Genomic DNA, 15,426 nt, shown 5'->3' with positions numbered 1-15,426 from the left:
GCTTTTTGCGCCGGCTCAGCAGAGCTCTTGTGGCGAGAGAACAATCCCTCGCCACAGGTTCCAGTGTTCAGGTCAGCTTCTTCAGCGGTTATTTAGCCCAAACCCGCCAAATCTTGTTCCCCACATCATCTGCCACCAACAGCCCGCCCTGTTTGTCGATCACCACACCCACTGGTCGGCCTTGGGCTTTTTCATCTGCATTCAGGAAACCGGTCAGCACATCCACCGGTTGCCCCACCGGCTTGCCGGCGTTGAAGGGGACGAAAATCACTTTATAGCCGCTGTGGGGTTTACGGTTCCATGAGCCGTGCTGCCCGATGAAAGCCCCTTCGGTAAACGGCGCTGGCAAGGTGCTGCCTTCGGCGAACGTCAGGCCCAGTGACGCGGTGTGGGGGCCGACGGCGTAATCCGGGGCGATGGCCTTGGCCACCAGTTCCGGTTTTTGTGGCTCGACCCGCTTATCGACGTGCTGCCCGTAATAGCTGTAGGGCCAGCCATAGAAGGCGCCGTCCTTGACTGAAGTGATGTAGTCCGGCACCAGGTCGCTGCCGATCTCATCGCGCTCATTCACCGCGGTCCATAGCGCGCCACTGCGCGGCTCCCAGGCCAGGCCGTTGGGGTTGCGCAGGCCCGAGGCGAAGATGCGGTGATTGCCGCTGGCACGGTCCACTTCCCAGATGGCCGCGCGGCCTTCCTCGGCCTCCATGCCGTTTTCCCCGACATTGCTGTTCGAACCGGTAGTGACGTACAGCTTGCTGCCGTCCTGGCTGGCGATCACGTTTTTGGTCCAGTGGTGATTGAGCGTGCCACCCGGCAGGTCGACGACCTTGGTCGGCTGCGCCTTGATTTGCGTATCGCCCTCTTTATAAGGGAAGCGAATCAGTCGGTCGGTGTCGGCCACGTACAGATCATTGCCCACCAGTGTCATGCCGAACGGTGAATTGAGGTTTTCCAGAAAGACCGTACGGGTTTCGGCGATGCCGTCATGATTGGCATCACGCAACAGGGTAATGCGATTGGGGCTGGGCACCCCCGCACCGGCGCGGCCCATGACTTTCTCCATGACCCAGCCACGAATGCCTTTGGAGTCGTCCGGTTTGGGCGGTGCGTTGGTTTCTGCCACCAGCACGTCACCGTTGGGTAGCACGTAGAGCCAGCGTGGATGATCCAGCCCTTCGGCGAATGCGCCCACTTGCAGGCCCTGGGCCGGGGTAGGTTTGGCGCCATCCGGCCAGCCGATAGCCTCGGCAATGTTGACGGTGGGGATCAGGGTCTTGTTCGGTTCCGGCAGTTTTGGCGAGGGGCCAGTGCCGTCGGAAACCTGAAGTGTGGAGGACTCGCCGCAAGCAACAAGCCCTGCGGCCAATGCGACGATCAGAAGGTGTGGTGGCTTGAGCATGCGGGCTTCCCTATGAGTGCATGGTGGTTATTCATAGAGAAGCTTAGACCCGCGATGGTTCAACCGGTCAGCCGTGGGCCTGCTTGAACAGCACGGCGATGCCCGGATGATACTGCCCGGCCTCATTGCGCAACTTGCGATAGGCATAAGGGAAGTACCAGGCCACGGCGCAGGTATTTTCCTTCTGCAGTTCATCGATCATGTCCTGCAGTTCTTCCGGCGTGGCGCTCTGCTGGGCCTTTTGCGGTGCGACGAACAGGCAGCCCAATCGCAGGTCACTGGAATAGCTGATACGTTTGGCGTCGCTGGTGATGTCGAGCAGCGGCTGGGTGAGATTGAGGTTCTTGACCTTCGGCCAGCGTTGAGTGGCCTGGATGAAAGCACGCTCCTCGGTGCCGGCGATGAACAGATCGGCGCTGACGTTGCGTTCGCCTTCTTCATTCTGTTTGCGAGTGGGGGTGTTCTGCAGCGTGACCATCTCGGCCATCCAGGCTGCGGCCGAGAGCAAGCCAAGATTGGCTTTTTCATCGAACCAGTAAGGTGTGTCGTTATCGCCGCGCACGGCGTTGTAACGGTCGATACAGTCAAACCAGCGTTCCAGCACCGGGCGCAGGAATTCCAGTTTTGGATTGCTGATGATCATGCCTTGCATGCTTTTGCCCTCTTGTTATTGTGATATCGGGTCGTGATGCCTATTTGATATCACTTGCCGCAGCATGGCACAAGATTGGCGTCATTTTATTGATCAGGGCCAATGTCCGCTGTTGAACCTGTGCCGGCTTTAATTGACGCTCCACCCCCAACCCTCTAACCTTCGCGGCTTGTTTCAGGTGCTCTGTGACCGGGCGATCGTTGGGTCGACAGAGTGAAACAGGGAAGCCGGTGAGTGCATACGAACCCGGCGCTGCCCCCGCAACGGTAAATGAGTCAACGCTGCGCCTGGCACTACACAGGCCACCAGCCACTGTGTCCGTACGACATGGGAAGGCGCGCAGCCCGGCATCACGCCGCTCATGAGCCCGGAGACCGGCCTGATTCATCCAACGGCATCACGGTGGGCGATGCCAGGCTTGTTGCCGTCTTTTTTGTGCCCGCCCGCCGTTATCCAATCCCAACGGAGAGCTCCCATGACCCACACCCCCGATCGCGACGAACGCCACCTGGCGCGCATGCTGCGCAAGAAAGCCGTGATCGACGAGCGCATCGCCAACTCGCCAAACGAATGTGGCCTGCTGCTGGTGCTGACCGGCAACGGCAAGGGTAAGAGCAGTTCTGCGTTCGGCATGCTGGCCCGGTCCATGGGCCATGGCATGCAATGCGGCGTGGTGCAGTTCATCAAGGGGCGTAACAGCACCGGTGAAGAGCTGTTTTTCCGTCGCTTCCCGGAGCAGGTGCGCTTTCATGTCATGGGCGAAGGCTTCACTTGGGAAACCCAGGATCGCCAGCGCGACATCGCCGCGGCTGAAGCGGCCTGGGCAGTTTCGCGTCAATTGTTGAGCGACCCGTCCATAGGCCTGGTGGTGCTCGATGAACTCAACATTGCCCTCAAGCACGGTTACCTTGACCTGGACCAGGTGTTGAGCGACTTGCAGGCCCGTCCGCCGATGCAGCATGTGGTGGTGACCGGTCGCGGCGCCAAGCCGGAATTGATTGAACTGGCCGACACCGTCACCGAAATGGGCATGATCAAGCACGCGTTCCAAGCGGGTATCAAGGCGCAGAAGGGCGTCGAACTGTGAGCGATGTTCCCTTGGCGAGTCGTCACTGCCCGGCGGTGCTGATCGCCGCTCCTGCTTCCGGGCAGGGCAAAACCACGGTCACCGCCGCCCTGGCCCGCTTGCACCGTAAGCAGGGGCGCAGGGTGCGGGTCTTCAAGTGCGGGCCTGATTTCCTCGACCCGATGATCCTGGAGCGGGCCAGCGGCGCGCCGGTCTACCAACTGGACATGTGGATGGTCGGCGAGCAGGAGAGTCGTCGATTGTTGTGGGAAGCTGCTGCCGAAGCCGACTTGATTCTGATCGAAGGGGTGATGGGGCTGTTCGATGGCACGCCATCGAGTGCCGATCTGGCCCGGCACTTCGGCGTGCCGGTGCTGGCGGTGATCGATGGCACGGCCATGGCCCAGACCTTCGGTGCCCTGGCCCTGGGCCTGGCGCGGTATCAGCCGGACTTGCCTTTCGCCGGGGTACTGGCCAATCGGGTCGGCACCTTGCGTCATGCGCAGTTGCTCGAAGGCAGCCTGACCGAAGGCCTGCGCTGGTACGGCGCCCTGTCACGGGAAACCGGTATCGAGCTGCCAAGTCGCCACCTTGGGTTGGTCCAGGCCAGTGAATTGAATGATCTGGACCTGCGCCTCGACGCCGCCGCCGATGCCTTGGCTGGCAGTTGTGAAGTGGCGTTGCCGCCGGCTGTGGAGTTCGTCGCGCCAGCGGTGATTGCCGCGCAGCCGTGGCTGGAAGGTGTGCACATCGCCGTGGCCCGGGACGAAGCGTTCGCCTTCACCTATGGCGCCAGCCTTGATTTGTTGCGAGCCATGGGCGCGCAACTGAGCTTCTTTTCACCTATTCATGACAGCGAACTGCCGGCGGCGGACAGCCTGTATCTGCCCGGTGGCTATCCGGAATTGCACCATGTTGCGCTGGCGCAAAACGCGCCGATGCTGGCGGCGATCCGCGCGCACCATCAAGCAGGCAAACCCTTGCTGGCTGAATGCGGCGGCATGCTTTATCTGTTGGACTCGTTGACGGATGTGGACGGCACCCGCGCCGAGCTGCTTGGGTTGCTGGCCGGTGACGCGCAGATGCAAAAGCGTCTGGCGGCCCTGGCGCTGCAATCGGTGGAGTTGCCGGAGGGCACTTTGCGCGGGCATACCTATCATCATTCCCTCACCAGCACCGGGCTGGAGCCGATTGCCCGAGGCCATAGCCCCAATGGCGGGCGTGGCGCGGAGGCGGTTTTCCGGCAGGGTCGGATGACGGCTTCCTATGTGCACTTCTATTTTCCGTCGAATCCAAGGGCGATTGCCGCGCTGTTTGCGCCTGATCCTGAGGCCGCTATCGCCAACAGGCTCGCCCCCACCTCCGATCACCTGACCCCTGTGGGAGCGAGCCTGCTCGCGAAGCGGCCATGACAGACACCGCTTTCTCTCAGGCCGAACGCGATGCCGTCTACCGGGCCATCGCCGAACGCCGCGACATGCGCCACTTCACCGGCGGCACCGTTGAGCCAGCGTTGCTGCGCCGCCTGCTGGAAGCCGCGCATCAAGCCCCCAGTGTGGGTCTGATGCAGCCGTGGCGGTTCATTCGCATCAGCGACCGCGCCTTGCGTGGGCAACTCCGTCAACTGGTGGAACAGGAACGCATCCGCACCGCCGAGGCCCTGGGCGAGCGCAGCGATGAATTCATGAAGCTCAAGGTCGAAGGCCTCAACGACTGCGCCGAAGTGCTGGTGGCGGCGTTGATGGATGATCGCGAGCGCTATGTCTTCGGTCGACGAACCCTGCCGGAAATGGACCTGGCCTCGCTGTCTTGCGCGATTCAGAATCTGTGGCTGGCTTCTCGCGCCGAAGGGCTGGGGATGGGCTGGGTTTCTCTGTTCGAGCCCCTGGCCCTGGCCGAGCTGTTGGGCCTGCCCGCAGGCGCCAAACCGCTGGCAATATTGTGCCTCGGGCCGGTCGAGGGGTTTTACCCGGCACCGATGCTCGCTCTGGAAGGCTGGGCGCAGCCGCGTGCGCTGGATGAATTGCTCTACGAAAACCATTGGGGAGTAAGCCCATGAGTGTGGCGTTGCTCAGTGCTGCCGCGGTGGCGCTGGATGCGCTGTTGGGCGAACCCCGACGCTGGCATCCGCTGGTGGCGTTCGGTCGCTTTGCCGATCGTATCGAACAGCGTTTCAACTCCGGCGGGCGTGGCTGGCGCAGCCATGGCGTGACGGCGTGGATCATCGCCGTGGTGCCGTTGACCCTGCTCGCGACGGCGCTGTCCTGGGCGCCGTTGGTGGGCTGGCTGGTGGAAATCCTGGCGCTGTACCTCGCCCTTGGCCTGCGCAGTCTCGGGGAGCATGTCGAGCCAGTGGCCCGGGCTCTGCGCGGCGGGGATCTGGATGAAGCGCGCCGGCGGGTCGGCTATCTGGTCAGTCGCGAAACCGCTGAACTGGATGAGACTGCCGTTGCCCGTGCCGCCACTGAGTCGGTGCTGGAGAACGGCAGCGACGCGGTGTTCGCCGCGCTGTTCTGGTTCGCCGTCGCGGGCGCGCCAGGTGTGGTGTTGTACCGCCTGAGCAATACCCTCGACGCCATGTGGGGCTATCGCAACGAGCGCTTTGAGCGCTTCGGCTGGGCGGCGGCCAAGATCGATGATGGGCTCAACTACATTCCGGCGCGCCTGGTGGCGCTGACTTACGCCGTGCTTGGAAAAACCCGCCTGGCGCTCAAGTGCTGGCGCACCCAGGGCCCGACCTGGGACAGTCCCAATGCCGGGCCCGTGATGGCCGCCGGCGCGGGTGCGCTGGGGGTCGAACTGGGTGGCGCGGCGGTGTATCACGGCCAATTGCATCAACGTCCGCCCTTGGGCGAAGGCGCGCCGGCGAACGCCGACGCCATTGATCGCGGCTGGCAACTGGTCCAGCGTGGCGTATGGTTGTGGTTGCTGATTCTCTGCCTGGGAGCTGAGTTTTATGCTTGAGCACGGTGGGCGCCTGCGCAACGCGGCCCGGCAATACGCGATTGCCGAGGCGCACTGGCTGGATCTGTCCAGCGGCCTGGCGCCCTGGCCGTTCGACGTGCCGGCGATTGCACCGCGGGCCTGGGCACGCCTGCCTGAGACCGATGACGGGTTGGAACAGGCCGCCTGCGATTATTACGGCGCCATGCATGTGCTGCCGGTGGCGGGTTCGCAGATGGCCATCCAACTCTTGCCGCGCCTGCGTCGGGCCGGCAAGGTCGGCGTCCTCTCACCCTGTTACGCCGAACACGCCGAAGCCTGGCGCCGCAGTGGTTACATCGTGCGTGAAGTGCTGGAGCCGGAGGTGGACTTCTTCCTCGACAGCCTTGACGTGCTGGTGGTGGTCAACCCCAACAACCCCACGGGCTTGCTGTTGAGCCCCGAGCGCTTGCTGGACTGGCATGCCCGATTGGCCCAGCGCGGTGGCTGGCTGGTGGTGGATGAGGCGTTCATGGATGTCACGCCACAACTGAGCCTGGCCGCCCATGCCCATCAGGTCGGATTGATCGTGCTGCGTTCGTTCGGCAAGTTTTTTGGCCTGGCCGGGGCTCGCCTGGGATTTGTATTGGCCGAGCGCCACTTGCTCAAGTTGCTCGCCGAACAAGTCGGGCCGTGGGCCGTCAGCGGGCCGACCCGGGTGGTGGGCCAGGCGTGCCTGCTGGACACCGACGCCCAGGCCCGCCAGCGCCAACGCTGCGAAGACACCAGTCAGCGCCTGGCGCTGACGCTCGAACGCCACGGCTTCAAGCCTCAGGGCGGCTGCGGGTTGTTCCAATGGCTGGTCACTGAGCACGCCCAGGCACTTTACGATTTCATGGCCCAGCGCGGCATTCTTCTGCGGTTGTTTACCCATACCAGCAGCCTGCGCTTCGGGTTGCCGGCCGATGACGGTGAATTCCTGCGCCTGGAACAAGCTTTCGAGGCCTACGCCAAGGACATCCAATGACCACTGTAATGGTGCAGGGCACCACGTCCGATGCCGGCAAAAGCACTCTCGTCACGGCGTTGTGCCGCTGGGTCAGGCGTCAGGGGGTGAGCGTGGTGCCGTTCAAACCACAGAACATGGCACTCAACAGCGCGGTAACGGCCGATGGCGGTGAAATCGGCCGTGCCCAGGCCGTGCAGGCCCAGGCGGCCGGTCTCCAACCGCATACCGACATGAACCCGGTGCTGCTCAAGCCCAACAGCGACACCGGCGCCCAGGTCATTATCCATGGCCGCGCCGTCACCACCATGAATGCCGTGGCCTATCACGATTACAAAGCCATCGCGATGCAAGCGGTGCTGGCCTCCCACGAACGTTTGAGCGCGGCGTATCCGGTGGTGATGGTGGAGGGCGCGGGTTCCCCGGCGGAGATCAATCTGCGCGCCGGTGACATTGCCAACATGGGCTTTGCCGAGGCGGTGGACTGTCCGGTGCTGCTGATTGCCGATATCAACCGCGGCGGCGTCTTCGCCCACCTTGTGGGTACCCTGGAGCTGCTTTCGCCCAGCGAACAGGCGCGGGTCAAGGGCTTCATCATCAACCGTTTTCGCGGCGACATCGCCCTGCTGCAACCGGGCCTGGACTGGCTTGAGGCGCGCACCGGCAAACCGGTGATTGGCGTGTTGCCGTACGTGATGGACCTGCATCTGGAAGCCGAGGACGGTCTCGATCAACGGCAGTCCGACAAGGCCGAGCAGGTGCTCAAGGTAGTGGTGCCGGTATTGCCGCGCATCAGCAACCACACCGATTTCGATCCGCTGCGCCTGCATCCGCAGGTCGATCTGCAATTCATCGGCCCAGGCCAGCCCATTCCCGCAGCTGACTTGATCATCCTGCCGGGTTCAAAGAGCGTGCGCAGTGACCTGGCCTACCTGCGCGCCAACGGTTGGGAGACGGCCATCCATCGTCACCTGCGTTATGGAGGCAAGTTGCTAGGCATCTGCGGTGGTCTGCAGATGCTCGGCCAGCAGGTCCACGATCCGCTGGGGCTGGAAGGGGCCGCGGGCTCCAGCACCGGGCTGGGCTTGCTGGCTTTCGAAACGACCCTGGAACACGAGAAGCAGTTGCGCAATGTGCGCGGTCGACTGGCCCTGGAAGAGGCCGAGGTCAGCGGGTATGAAATCCATGCCGGTGTAACCTCAGGCCCGGCATTGGAAAACCCGGCGGTGCAGTTGGATGACGGGCGTTGTGATGGCGCCCAGAGTCTGGATGGACAGATTTTCGGCACCTATCTGCATGGGCTGTTCGAGTCAGCGGCGGCCAGCAGCGCCTTGCTGCGTTGGGCCGGGTTGCAGAATGTGCAGGCGGTGGACTACCACGGGTTGCGCGAGCGGGACATCGAGCGGTTGGCGGATCTGGTGGAGCGGCATTTGGATACCGGGCTGTTGCGTGAGCTGTGTGGGATCTAGGGTGGCTGCACTGGCCTCATCGCGAGCAGGCTCGCTCCCACAAGGGACTTGTATGCATCGCATAACCACTGTGGGGGCGAGCCTGTTCGCGATGAAGCCGGCAGCAACACCGCCAATTTGAAAGGTAAAAAACATGCTGCAACTGATCCTCGGCGGCGCCCGCTCCGGTAAGAGTCGCCTGGCCGAAAAGCTCGCCACAGACAGCCGATTGCCCGTTACCTACATCGCCACCAGCCAACCCCTGGACGGCGAGATGAACGAACGGGTCGCCCAACACCGCGCTCGCCGTCCGGCCGAATGGGCGCTGGTGGAGGAGCCGTTGGCCCTGGCGCGGGTGCTGCGCGATAACGCCGGTTCAGGGCAATGCCTGTTGGTGGATTGCCTGACCCTGTGGCTGACCAATCTGCTGATGCTCGACAACCTCGAGCAGTTGAACGCCGAGCGTGACGCTCTACTGGAATGCGTTGGCGCGCTGCCGGGCGAAATCATTTTTGTCAGCAACGAGACCGGAATGGGTGTCGTGCCGCTGGGCGAGTTGACTCGCCGTTATGTCGATGAAGCCGGTTGGCTGCATCAAGCTTTGGCCGAACGTTGCCAGCGCGTCGTGCTGACCGTTGCCGGCTTGCCCCTGACTCTCAAAGGTACTGCGTTATGAATCATCGCTGGTGGCTGGACCCGTGCAAGCCCCTCGACACCCAGGCCCTGGAGCAGGCCGCGGTTCGTCAGCAACAACTGACCAAACCGGCCGGTTCCCTGGGGCGACTCGAGGCAGTGGCGGTGCAACTGGCGGGTTTGCAAGGGCAGGTCAAGCCGAGCCTGGATCAACTCTGGATCGCAATTTTCGCAGGTGATCATGGTGTGGTGGCCGAAGGCGTATCGGCCTATCCCCAGGAAGTCACCGGGCAGATGCTCCTCAATTTCGTCAGCGGTGGCGCGGCGATCAGTGTATTGGCGCGGCAACTGGGCGCCTCGTTGGAAGTGGTTGACCTGGGCACTGTGACGCCTTCGCTGGCGCTACCCGGTGTGCGGCATCTGAACGTGGGGCCAGGTACCGCGAATTTCGTGCAGGGGCCGGCGATGACCGTGACCCAAGGCGAGCAGGCATTGCTGGCCGGACGTGACAGTGTGTTGCGTGCTGTCGCCGCCGGAACGCAGCTGTTCATCGGCGGCGAAATGGGCATCGGCAACACCACGGCGGCCAGTGCCCTGGCCTGTGCCTTGCTTGACTGCCCGGTGACTCACCTGGTCGGGCCGGGCACCGGGCTGGACGCCGCGGGTGTCAGCCGCAAGGCTCAAGTCATCGAGCGCGCCCTGGCGTTGCACGGTGCACAGCGTAACGATCCACTGCAAACACTGTTCAACCTGGGCGGGTTTGAAATCGCAGCGTTGGCTGGCGCGTATCTGGCCTGCGCCCAGCAGGGCGTTGCGGTGCTGGTGGATGGTTTCATCTGCAGCGTCGCAGCACTGGTGGCGGTGCGTCTCAATCCTCAATGCAGGCAATGGCTGTTGTTCGGCCATCGCGGTGCCGAGCCGGGGCATCGGCACGTTCTGGAAACCCTCGGCGCTGAGCCGCTCATTGACCTGGGCCTGCGCTTGGGTGAGGGCAGTGGTGCGGCGTTGGCGGTGCCGCTGTTGCGCCTGGCGTGTGATCTTCACGGGCAGATGGCGACGTTTGCCGAAGCGGCTGTGGCGGATCGCCCGGCATGACTTTGCACCTGGACCTGCTGCGCCACGGCGAGACCGAACTGGGCGGCGGGCTGCGTGGCAGCCTCGACGATGCCTTGACGGACAGGGGCTGGGAGCAGATGCGCGAGGCGGTCGCGGCGCGCGGGCCCTGGGATCGGCTGGTGAGTTCGCCGTTGCAGCGTTGCGCCCGTTTCACTGAGCAACTCGGCGTCCAGCTCGATGTGCCGGTGCACCTGGACAAGGGTCTGCAGGAGCTGCATTTCGGCGCCTGGGAAGGCTGCAGCGCGGCGGCGTTGATGGACACCGACGCCGAGGCGCTGGGCCGCTTTTGGACCGATCCCTACGCATTCACTCCGCCAGACGGCGAGCCGGTGCTGGAGTTTTCGAAGCGAGTCCTGGCGGCGGTTGAACGCCTGAGGACCGCGTATGCAGGGCAGCGCGTATTGCTGGTCAGCCATGGCGGGGTGATGCGCTTGCTGCTGGCGCGAGCCCGCGGTCTGCCTCGGGAGCAGTTGCTCAATGTAGAAGTGGCTCATGGCGCGCTGTTTTCTCTTCGGGTGTCGCCTGGTTCGGTGTTGAAGGAAGAGGGCTGAAGATGCTGGCGTTCTGGATCGCCTTGCAGTTCCTGAGCAGCCTGCCGGTTCGCTTGCCGGGCATGCCTGAGCCTGCGCAGTTGGGGCGTTCGTTGCTGTTTTATCCGCTCATAGGTCTGTTGTTCGGAGGCTTGTTGTGGGGGCTTGATGCCCTGTTGCTTGGCACGCCGCTGCTGCTCCATGGAGCCCTGTTGCTCACCGCTTGGGTGCTGCTTAGCGGCGGCCTGCACCTGGACGGGCTGGCCGACAGCGCGGATGCCTGGCTCGGCGGTTTTGGCGATCGCGAGCGTACGCTGCTGATCATGAAAGACCCCCGCAGCGGGCCGATTGCGGTGATTACGCTGGTGTTGGTGCTGCTGCTCAAATTCGCCGCATTGCTGGCGCTGATCGAGCAGCGACAAACCCTGGCATTGATCATCGTGCCGGTGTTGGGGCGTGGCGCGTTGCTGGGGTTGTTCCTGACCACCCCATACGTGCGTGCCGGCGGGTTAGGGCAGGCGCTCGCCGACCATCTGCCGCGCCACAGCGGCTGGCAGGTATTGCTGGCCTGTGCGCTGGGGGGCGTGCTGGTGGCGGGCTGGGTCGGGGTATCGGCGCTGGTCATCGCTCTAACGGTATTTATCGGGTTGCGCCAGATGATGTTGCGCAGGCTGGGAGGGTGTACCGGGGATACGGCAGGCGCCTTGCTGGAGCTGCTTGAAATGGTGGTGTTGGTGGGGCTGGTGCTGATCTGGAATTGAGCGCTACCTGTCTGGCTGGGGATTCAGTTTGAAATTTCCTGAATTAAAATTTGCATTCACTTAATCGCGGGTATATACACGCACTATGCTTGCCTCCCAATGTTTGTGCATCAACCTGCGTCGCGCTGCTCGGGGCGTCAGCAGGTATTACGACGGCGCCCTCGACGGCTTCGGGATCAACGTCGCCCAGTATTCCTTGCTGAGCAACCTGGCGCGCCTGGACCAACCGAGTATCTCTTCCCTGGCCGAGGCCATGGGCCTGGACCGCAGCACCCTGGGGCGCAACCTGCGGGTACTGGAAGGTGAGGGGCTGGTGGCGCTGGCCGAAGGTGAAGACTTGCGCAATCGCATTGTCGAACTCACTGAAGCCGGGCATGCCCGGCTGGCGGCGGCGTTGCCGGCCTGGGAAGCGGCGCAACAACGATTGATCGATAAGCTGGGCGCCGAAAAGCGCGCAACGTTGCTGGCCTTGCTGGATGAACTGGCGTGAAGCCGGTTCGTTCGAAGATAAGCGGGTATATACCCGTGACCGGAGAATAATAATGACATCGATGTGGCGTACCTGTGGTTGGGTTCTGGTGGGCGGCGCGCTGATCCTGGCGTTGTCCCTGGGTGTACGGCATGGCTTCGGGCTGTTTCTGGCGCCGATGAGTGCCGAGTTTGGCTGGGGTCGTGAGGTGTTTGCCTTCGCCATTGCCTTGCAGAACTTGATCTGGGGCTTGGCGCAACCTTTTACCGGGGCGCTGGCCGACCGCTTCGGTGCCGCGAAAGTCGTGCTCATCGGTGGTGTGCTGTATGCCCTCGGCCTGGTCTTCATGGGCATGGCCGACTCGCCATGGTCGCTTTCATTGAGCGCGGGTCTGTTGATTGGTATCGGTCTGTCCGGCACGTCGTTTTCGGTGATCCTCGGCGTGGTCGGGCGTGCTGTGCCGCCGGAAAAACGCAGCATGGGCATGGGGATCGCCAGCGCTGCCGGCTCCTTCGGCCAATTCGCCATGTTGCCGGGCACGCTGGGGCTGATTGGCTGGCTCGGCTGGTCTGCCGCGCTGTTGGCGCTGGGGCTGCTGGTGGCGCTGATCGTGCCGCTGGTGAGCATGCTCAAGGACACCCCTGCGCCGCTGACCGGTCATGAGCAAACCTTGTCCGAAGCGCTGCGCGAGGCCTGCAGCCACTCCGGCTTCTGGCTGCTGGCGGTTGGCTTTTTTGTCTGTGGGTTCCAAGTGGTATTCATTGGCGTGCATTTGCCGGCCTATCTGGTGGACCAGCACCTGGCGGCCAGCGTCGGCACGACCGTGCTGGCCCTGGTCGGCCTGTTCAATATCTTCGGCACCTACACCGCAGGCTGGTTGGGCGGTCGGATGTCCAAGCCGCGCTTGCTGACCGGGTTGTACCTGTTGCGGGCGGTGGTGATTGGCTTGTTCCTGTGGTTGCCGGTGACGACTACCACGGCTTACCTGTTCGGGATGGCGATGGGCTTTTTGTGGCTGTCGACGGTGCCTTTGACCAACGGCACGGTAGCGACGTTGTTTGGTGTACGAAATCTCTCAATGTTGGGTGGGATCGTGTTCCTGTTCCACCAGTTAGGTTCGTTCCTGGGGGGCTGGCTGGGTGGGGTGGTATACGACCGAACCGGCAGTTATGACTTGATCTGGCAGGTGTCGATCCTGCTCAGTCTGCTGGCGGCGGCGTTGAACTGGCCGGTGCGTGAGCGTCCGGTGGCGCGGCTGCAAGTTCAGGCAGGTGCGGCATGAGCCGCGTAGGCCCGTGGTTGATTGCTGCCGGTGCCGGCCTGCTGCTGGTGGTCGCCTGGTGGGGGTGGCATCAGGGCGGGCTGGCGTTGATGCAACTGGGTATGGGCACCTGCTGAGCGGTGGACGGCGCCGGGCAGGGGGGAGTAACGTCGGGGTCTGACGTGCTTTCAAGGAGATTGCGACATGCTGATGCGCAGGTTTGCTGTACCCGCTCTGCTGCTGGCTTTGACCGGGCACGTATGGGCCGCTGACTGCCCACCCATGCTGGAGGGCTCGCTGCCCAAGTTGCGGGCCAAGGAAAACATCGATCTGTGCCAGCGTTTCGCCGGCCAGCCGCTGGTGGTGGTCAACACTGCCAGCTTCTGCGGTTTCGCCCCGCAGTTCAAAGGTCTGGAGGCACTCAACCAGCGCTATAAAGGTGACGGTCTGCAAGTGCTGGGGGTACCGTCCAATGACTTCAAACAGGAATCCAAGGACGGCGAAGAGACCGCCAAGGTCTGCTACGTCAATTATGGCGTGACCTTCACCATGACCGAGCCCCAACCGGTACGCGGCGCGGACGCCATCCCGTTGTTCAAGCATCTGGCCGAACAGTCCGGGGCACCGAAATGGAACTTCTATAAGTATGTCGTGGACCGCCAGGGTAAAGTCGTCGCCAGCTTCTCCAGTCGGACCAAACCCGACGATCCTGAATTCATCCAGGCGGTAGAAGCGGCCATCGCGTCCCGCCCCTGATCGCTAGTCACGAAAAAGCCCCGCCTCTTTGCAGAGTGCGGGGCTTTTTTTCGCTTCAGATGGCGAGGGGTTCAGGCCCGCCATGAATCATCAGAAACGGTAGGTTGCACCGACACCGAAGCCATTTGCGCTGTTTTCGTATTCAGCGTTGTAGGACTGGCCCAGAGCGTTGCTGTGATTGACGCTGACTTTCTCTTCCTTGAGATAGGAATACGCCACGTCGATGGTCAGGTCTTCGGTCGGGCTCCAACCTGCACCCAGGCTGAAGATGGTCCGGTCGCCGGTAGGGATGCGTGGCGAGCGGTCGATGTTGTTGGTAGGTGACTGGTCGAAAGTCAGGCCGGTACGCAGCACCCACTGTTTGTTCAACTGGTAGGACGTACCGATGGCGTAGGCCCAGGTGTCATGCCAGTTCTGTTCCTCGGTAATGGTGCCAAGGAACGCAGGGGCCAGTGCACCACCGTTTGCAGGCGTGACGCCTTGGTTGTCCACGGTGATTTCTTTCAAGCGGCTCCAGCGAGTCCAGGTGCTGCCGGCATAAAGGGTCCAGGCATCGTTGAGCTTCTGGGTGACCGAAAAGTCCACCGATTCAGGTGTCGTGATGTCCAGCGAAGCGTCATAACGCGCCCCGCTCAGGAACCCGGCAGGAGTGCCGGCACCCGGGCTTACCTTGGTGTGGCCTTCAAGTTTGTACTTGACCTTGGAGTGGTAGGTCAGGCCAACACGAGTGGTGTCGGTCGCCTGGACCAGCACGCCGATATTGTAGCCATAGCCAATGTCGTCGCCCTTGATCTTCACTTCGCCATCGTTCGGTGAAAGCGGCGTGGTCAGGGTTGATTCCAGTGCGCCGGAAATGTGGTTGATGGTCGGGCCGAAACCGATCGACACCTTGTCGTTGAAGGCGTAGCTGACGGTGGGCTGGAAGGCGACGACTTTCACTTCGCTCTTGCTGCCGAAGTTGCGACCCTGGAAGCTGCTTTCGTAATCGGTGATCAGGCCGAACGGTGCGTATACACCCAGGCCGAAAGCCCATTGATCATCGATAGGCTTGACGTAATAGCCCATCGGAACGGCAGTGAACGGCACCATGTCGCCCTTGTTGGTGCCCGATTGGCTACCGCTGGCGTCGTTGATGTCGGTGGACGCGTCGATAGCGGCCATACCGCCCGTAACTTGCTGGCGCTTGAGGCGCGACATGCCGGCCGGGTTGCCAAACACAGTGCTTGCATCATCGGCAGAGGAAGAACGCCCAGCGAAACCGGTGCCCATGCCACTGATGCTTTGTTCGTTCAAGGCAAAGCCACTGGCGAAAATCTGCGTGGATGCCAAGGTAACGGCAAGGCCAAGGGTGGTTTTGAGCATCATTTTTTTCATTGTTAGAACTCCAGGTGATCACCGGGGCGAAAA

General features: G+C 62.7%; 16 protein-coding genes and 1 riboswitch. Of the genes, 13 read left to right on the top strand and 3 right to left on the bottom strand.

All coding sequences use genetic code 11. The features are described from left to right. Positions 1-88: 88 nt before the first annotated feature. Together PSH91_RS19925 and PSH91_RS19920 are read right to left on the bottom strand one after the other, a co-directional pair. Positions 89-1,399 (bottom strand): sorbosone dehydrogenase family protein, encoded by a 1,311-nt coding sequence (locus tag PSH91_RS19925; RefSeq protein WP_047228721.1) that lies wholly within the window; start codon positions 1,397-1,399, stop codon positions 89-91. Positions 1,400-1,466: 67 nt separating this feature from the next. Then, entirely contained in the window at positions 1,467-2,051 is a 585-nt protein-coding gene (locus PSH91_RS19920) for a hypothetical protein (RefSeq protein WP_047228720.1), read from the bottom strand. Between the two features lie 159 nt (positions 2,052-2,210). Continuing rightward, a riboswitch (cobalamin riboswitch) is annotated at positions 2,211-2,449 on the top strand. A gap of 77 nt (positions 2,450-2,526) precedes the next feature. Here PSH91_RS19920 and cobO point away from each other — a divergent pair. The 13 genes from cobO to PSH91_RS19855 all read left to right on the top strand — a co-directional run bounded on the left by cobO (position 2,527) and on the right by PSH91_RS19855 (position 14,019). Continuing rightward, positions 2,527-3,138, top strand: coding sequence for a cob(I)yrinic acid a,c-diamide adenosyltransferase (gene cobO, locus PSH91_RS19915; protein ID WP_047228719.1), 612 nt, complete (start codon positions 2,527-2,529; stop codon positions 3,136-3,138). Continuing rightward, positions 3,135-4,529 (top strand): cobyrinate a,c-diamide synthase, encoded by a 1,395-nt coding sequence (locus PSH91_RS19910; RefSeq protein WP_188252296.1) that lies wholly within the window; start codon positions 3,135-3,137, stop codon positions 4,527-4,529. The genes cobO and PSH91_RS19910 overlap by 4 nt, the downstream gene beginning before the upstream one ends. Continuing rightward, a complete protein-coding gene (gene bluB / locus PSH91_RS19905) occupies positions 4,526-5,176 on the top strand; it encodes a 5,6-dimethylbenzimidazole synthase (RefSeq protein WP_305466562.1) in 651 nt (216 codons plus the stop codon). Before PSH91_RS19910 ends, bluB begins: the two co-directional genes overlap by 4 nt. Continuing rightward, positions 5,173-6,081, top strand: a complete 909-nt coding sequence (cbiB, locus tag PSH91_RS19900) for an adenosylcobinamide-phosphate synthase CbiB (protein ID WP_076383759.1) — start codon at positions 5,173-5,175, stop codon at positions 6,079-6,081. Before bluB ends, cbiB begins: the two co-directional genes overlap by 4 nt. Next, on the top strand, positions 6,074-7,066 hold the full coding sequence (cobD, locus tag PSH91_RS19895; protein WP_047228715.1) for a threonine-phosphate decarboxylase CobD: 993 nt from the start codon (positions 6,074-6,076) through the stop codon (positions 7,064-7,066). The genes cbiB and cobD overlap by 8 nt, the downstream gene beginning before the upstream one ends. Further along, entirely contained in the window at positions 7,063-8,514 is a 1,452-nt protein-coding gene (locus PSH91_RS19890) for a cobyric acid synthase (RefSeq protein ID WP_305466561.1), read from the top strand. Before cobD ends, PSH91_RS19890 begins: the two co-directional genes overlap by 4 nt. Positions 8,515-8,647: 133 nt before the next feature. Beyond that, complete coding sequence (gene cobU, locus PSH91_RS19885; protein ID WP_047228713.1) at positions 8,648-9,169, top strand: bifunctional adenosylcobinamide kinase/adenosylcobinamide-phosphate guanylyltransferase; 522 nt, start codon at positions 8,648-8,650, stop codon at positions 9,167-9,169. Continuing rightward, positions 9,166-10,221: a nicotinate-nucleotide--dimethylbenzimidazole phosphoribosyltransferase gene (gene cobT, locus PSH91_RS19880; RefSeq protein WP_076383762.1), complete on the top strand. Its 1,056-nt coding sequence runs from the start codon at positions 9,166-9,168 to the stop codon at positions 10,219-10,221. Before cobU ends, cobT begins: the two co-directional genes overlap by 4 nt. Continuing rightward, positions 10,218-10,793, top strand: a complete 576-nt coding sequence (cobC, locus tag PSH91_RS19875) for an alpha-ribazole phosphatase family protein (protein ID WP_305466559.1) — start codon at positions 10,218-10,220, stop codon at positions 10,791-10,793. Before cobT ends, cobC begins: the two co-directional genes overlap by 4 nt. A 2-nt stretch (positions 10,794-10,795) precedes the next feature. Beyond that, positions 10,796-11,533: an adenosylcobinamide-GDP ribazoletransferase gene (locus PSH91_RS19870; protein WP_305466557.1), complete on the top strand. Its 738-nt coding sequence runs from the start codon at positions 10,796-10,798 to the stop codon at positions 11,531-11,533. Positions 11,534-11,618: 85 nt separating this feature from the next. After that, positions 11,619-12,023, top strand: a complete 405-nt coding sequence (locus PSH91_RS19865) for a MarR family winged helix-turn-helix transcriptional regulator (RefSeq protein WP_047228709.1) — start codon at positions 11,619-11,621, stop codon at positions 12,021-12,023. Between the two features lie 52 nt (positions 12,024-12,075). Continuing rightward, positions 12,076-13,284 carry an MFS transporter gene (locus PSH91_RS19860; protein WP_076383765.1) on the top strand — a complete coding sequence of 403 codons (1,209 nt, stop codon included), beginning with the start codon at positions 12,076-12,078 and terminating at the stop codon, positions 13,282-13,284. Between the two features lie 183 nt (positions 13,285-13,467). Then, on the top strand, positions 13,468-14,019 hold the full coding sequence (locus PSH91_RS19855; RefSeq protein ID WP_047228707.1) for a glutathione peroxidase: 552 nt from the start codon (positions 13,468-13,470) through the stop codon (positions 14,017-14,019). Between the two features lie 90 nt (positions 14,020-14,109). Here PSH91_RS19855 and PSH91_RS19850 read toward each other — a convergent pair whose 3' ends face one another. Beyond that, positions 14,110-15,393: an OmpP1/FadL family transporter gene (locus PSH91_RS19850; protein WP_305466555.1), complete on the bottom strand. Its 1,284-nt coding sequence runs from the start codon at positions 15,391-15,393 to the stop codon at positions 14,110-14,112. Positions 15,394-15,426 lie beyond the last annotated feature (33 nt).

Origin of the sequence: Pseudomonas sp. FP1154, from assembly GCF_030687245.1 — a bacterium.
GTDB classification, from domain to species: Bacteria; Pseudomonadota; Gammaproteobacteria; order Pseudomonadales; family Pseudomonadaceae; genus Aquipseudomonas; species Aquipseudomonas rhizophila.
Note: the sequence above shows the minus strand (reverse complement) of the source record. Positions and strands in the feature narration are given on the sequence as shown.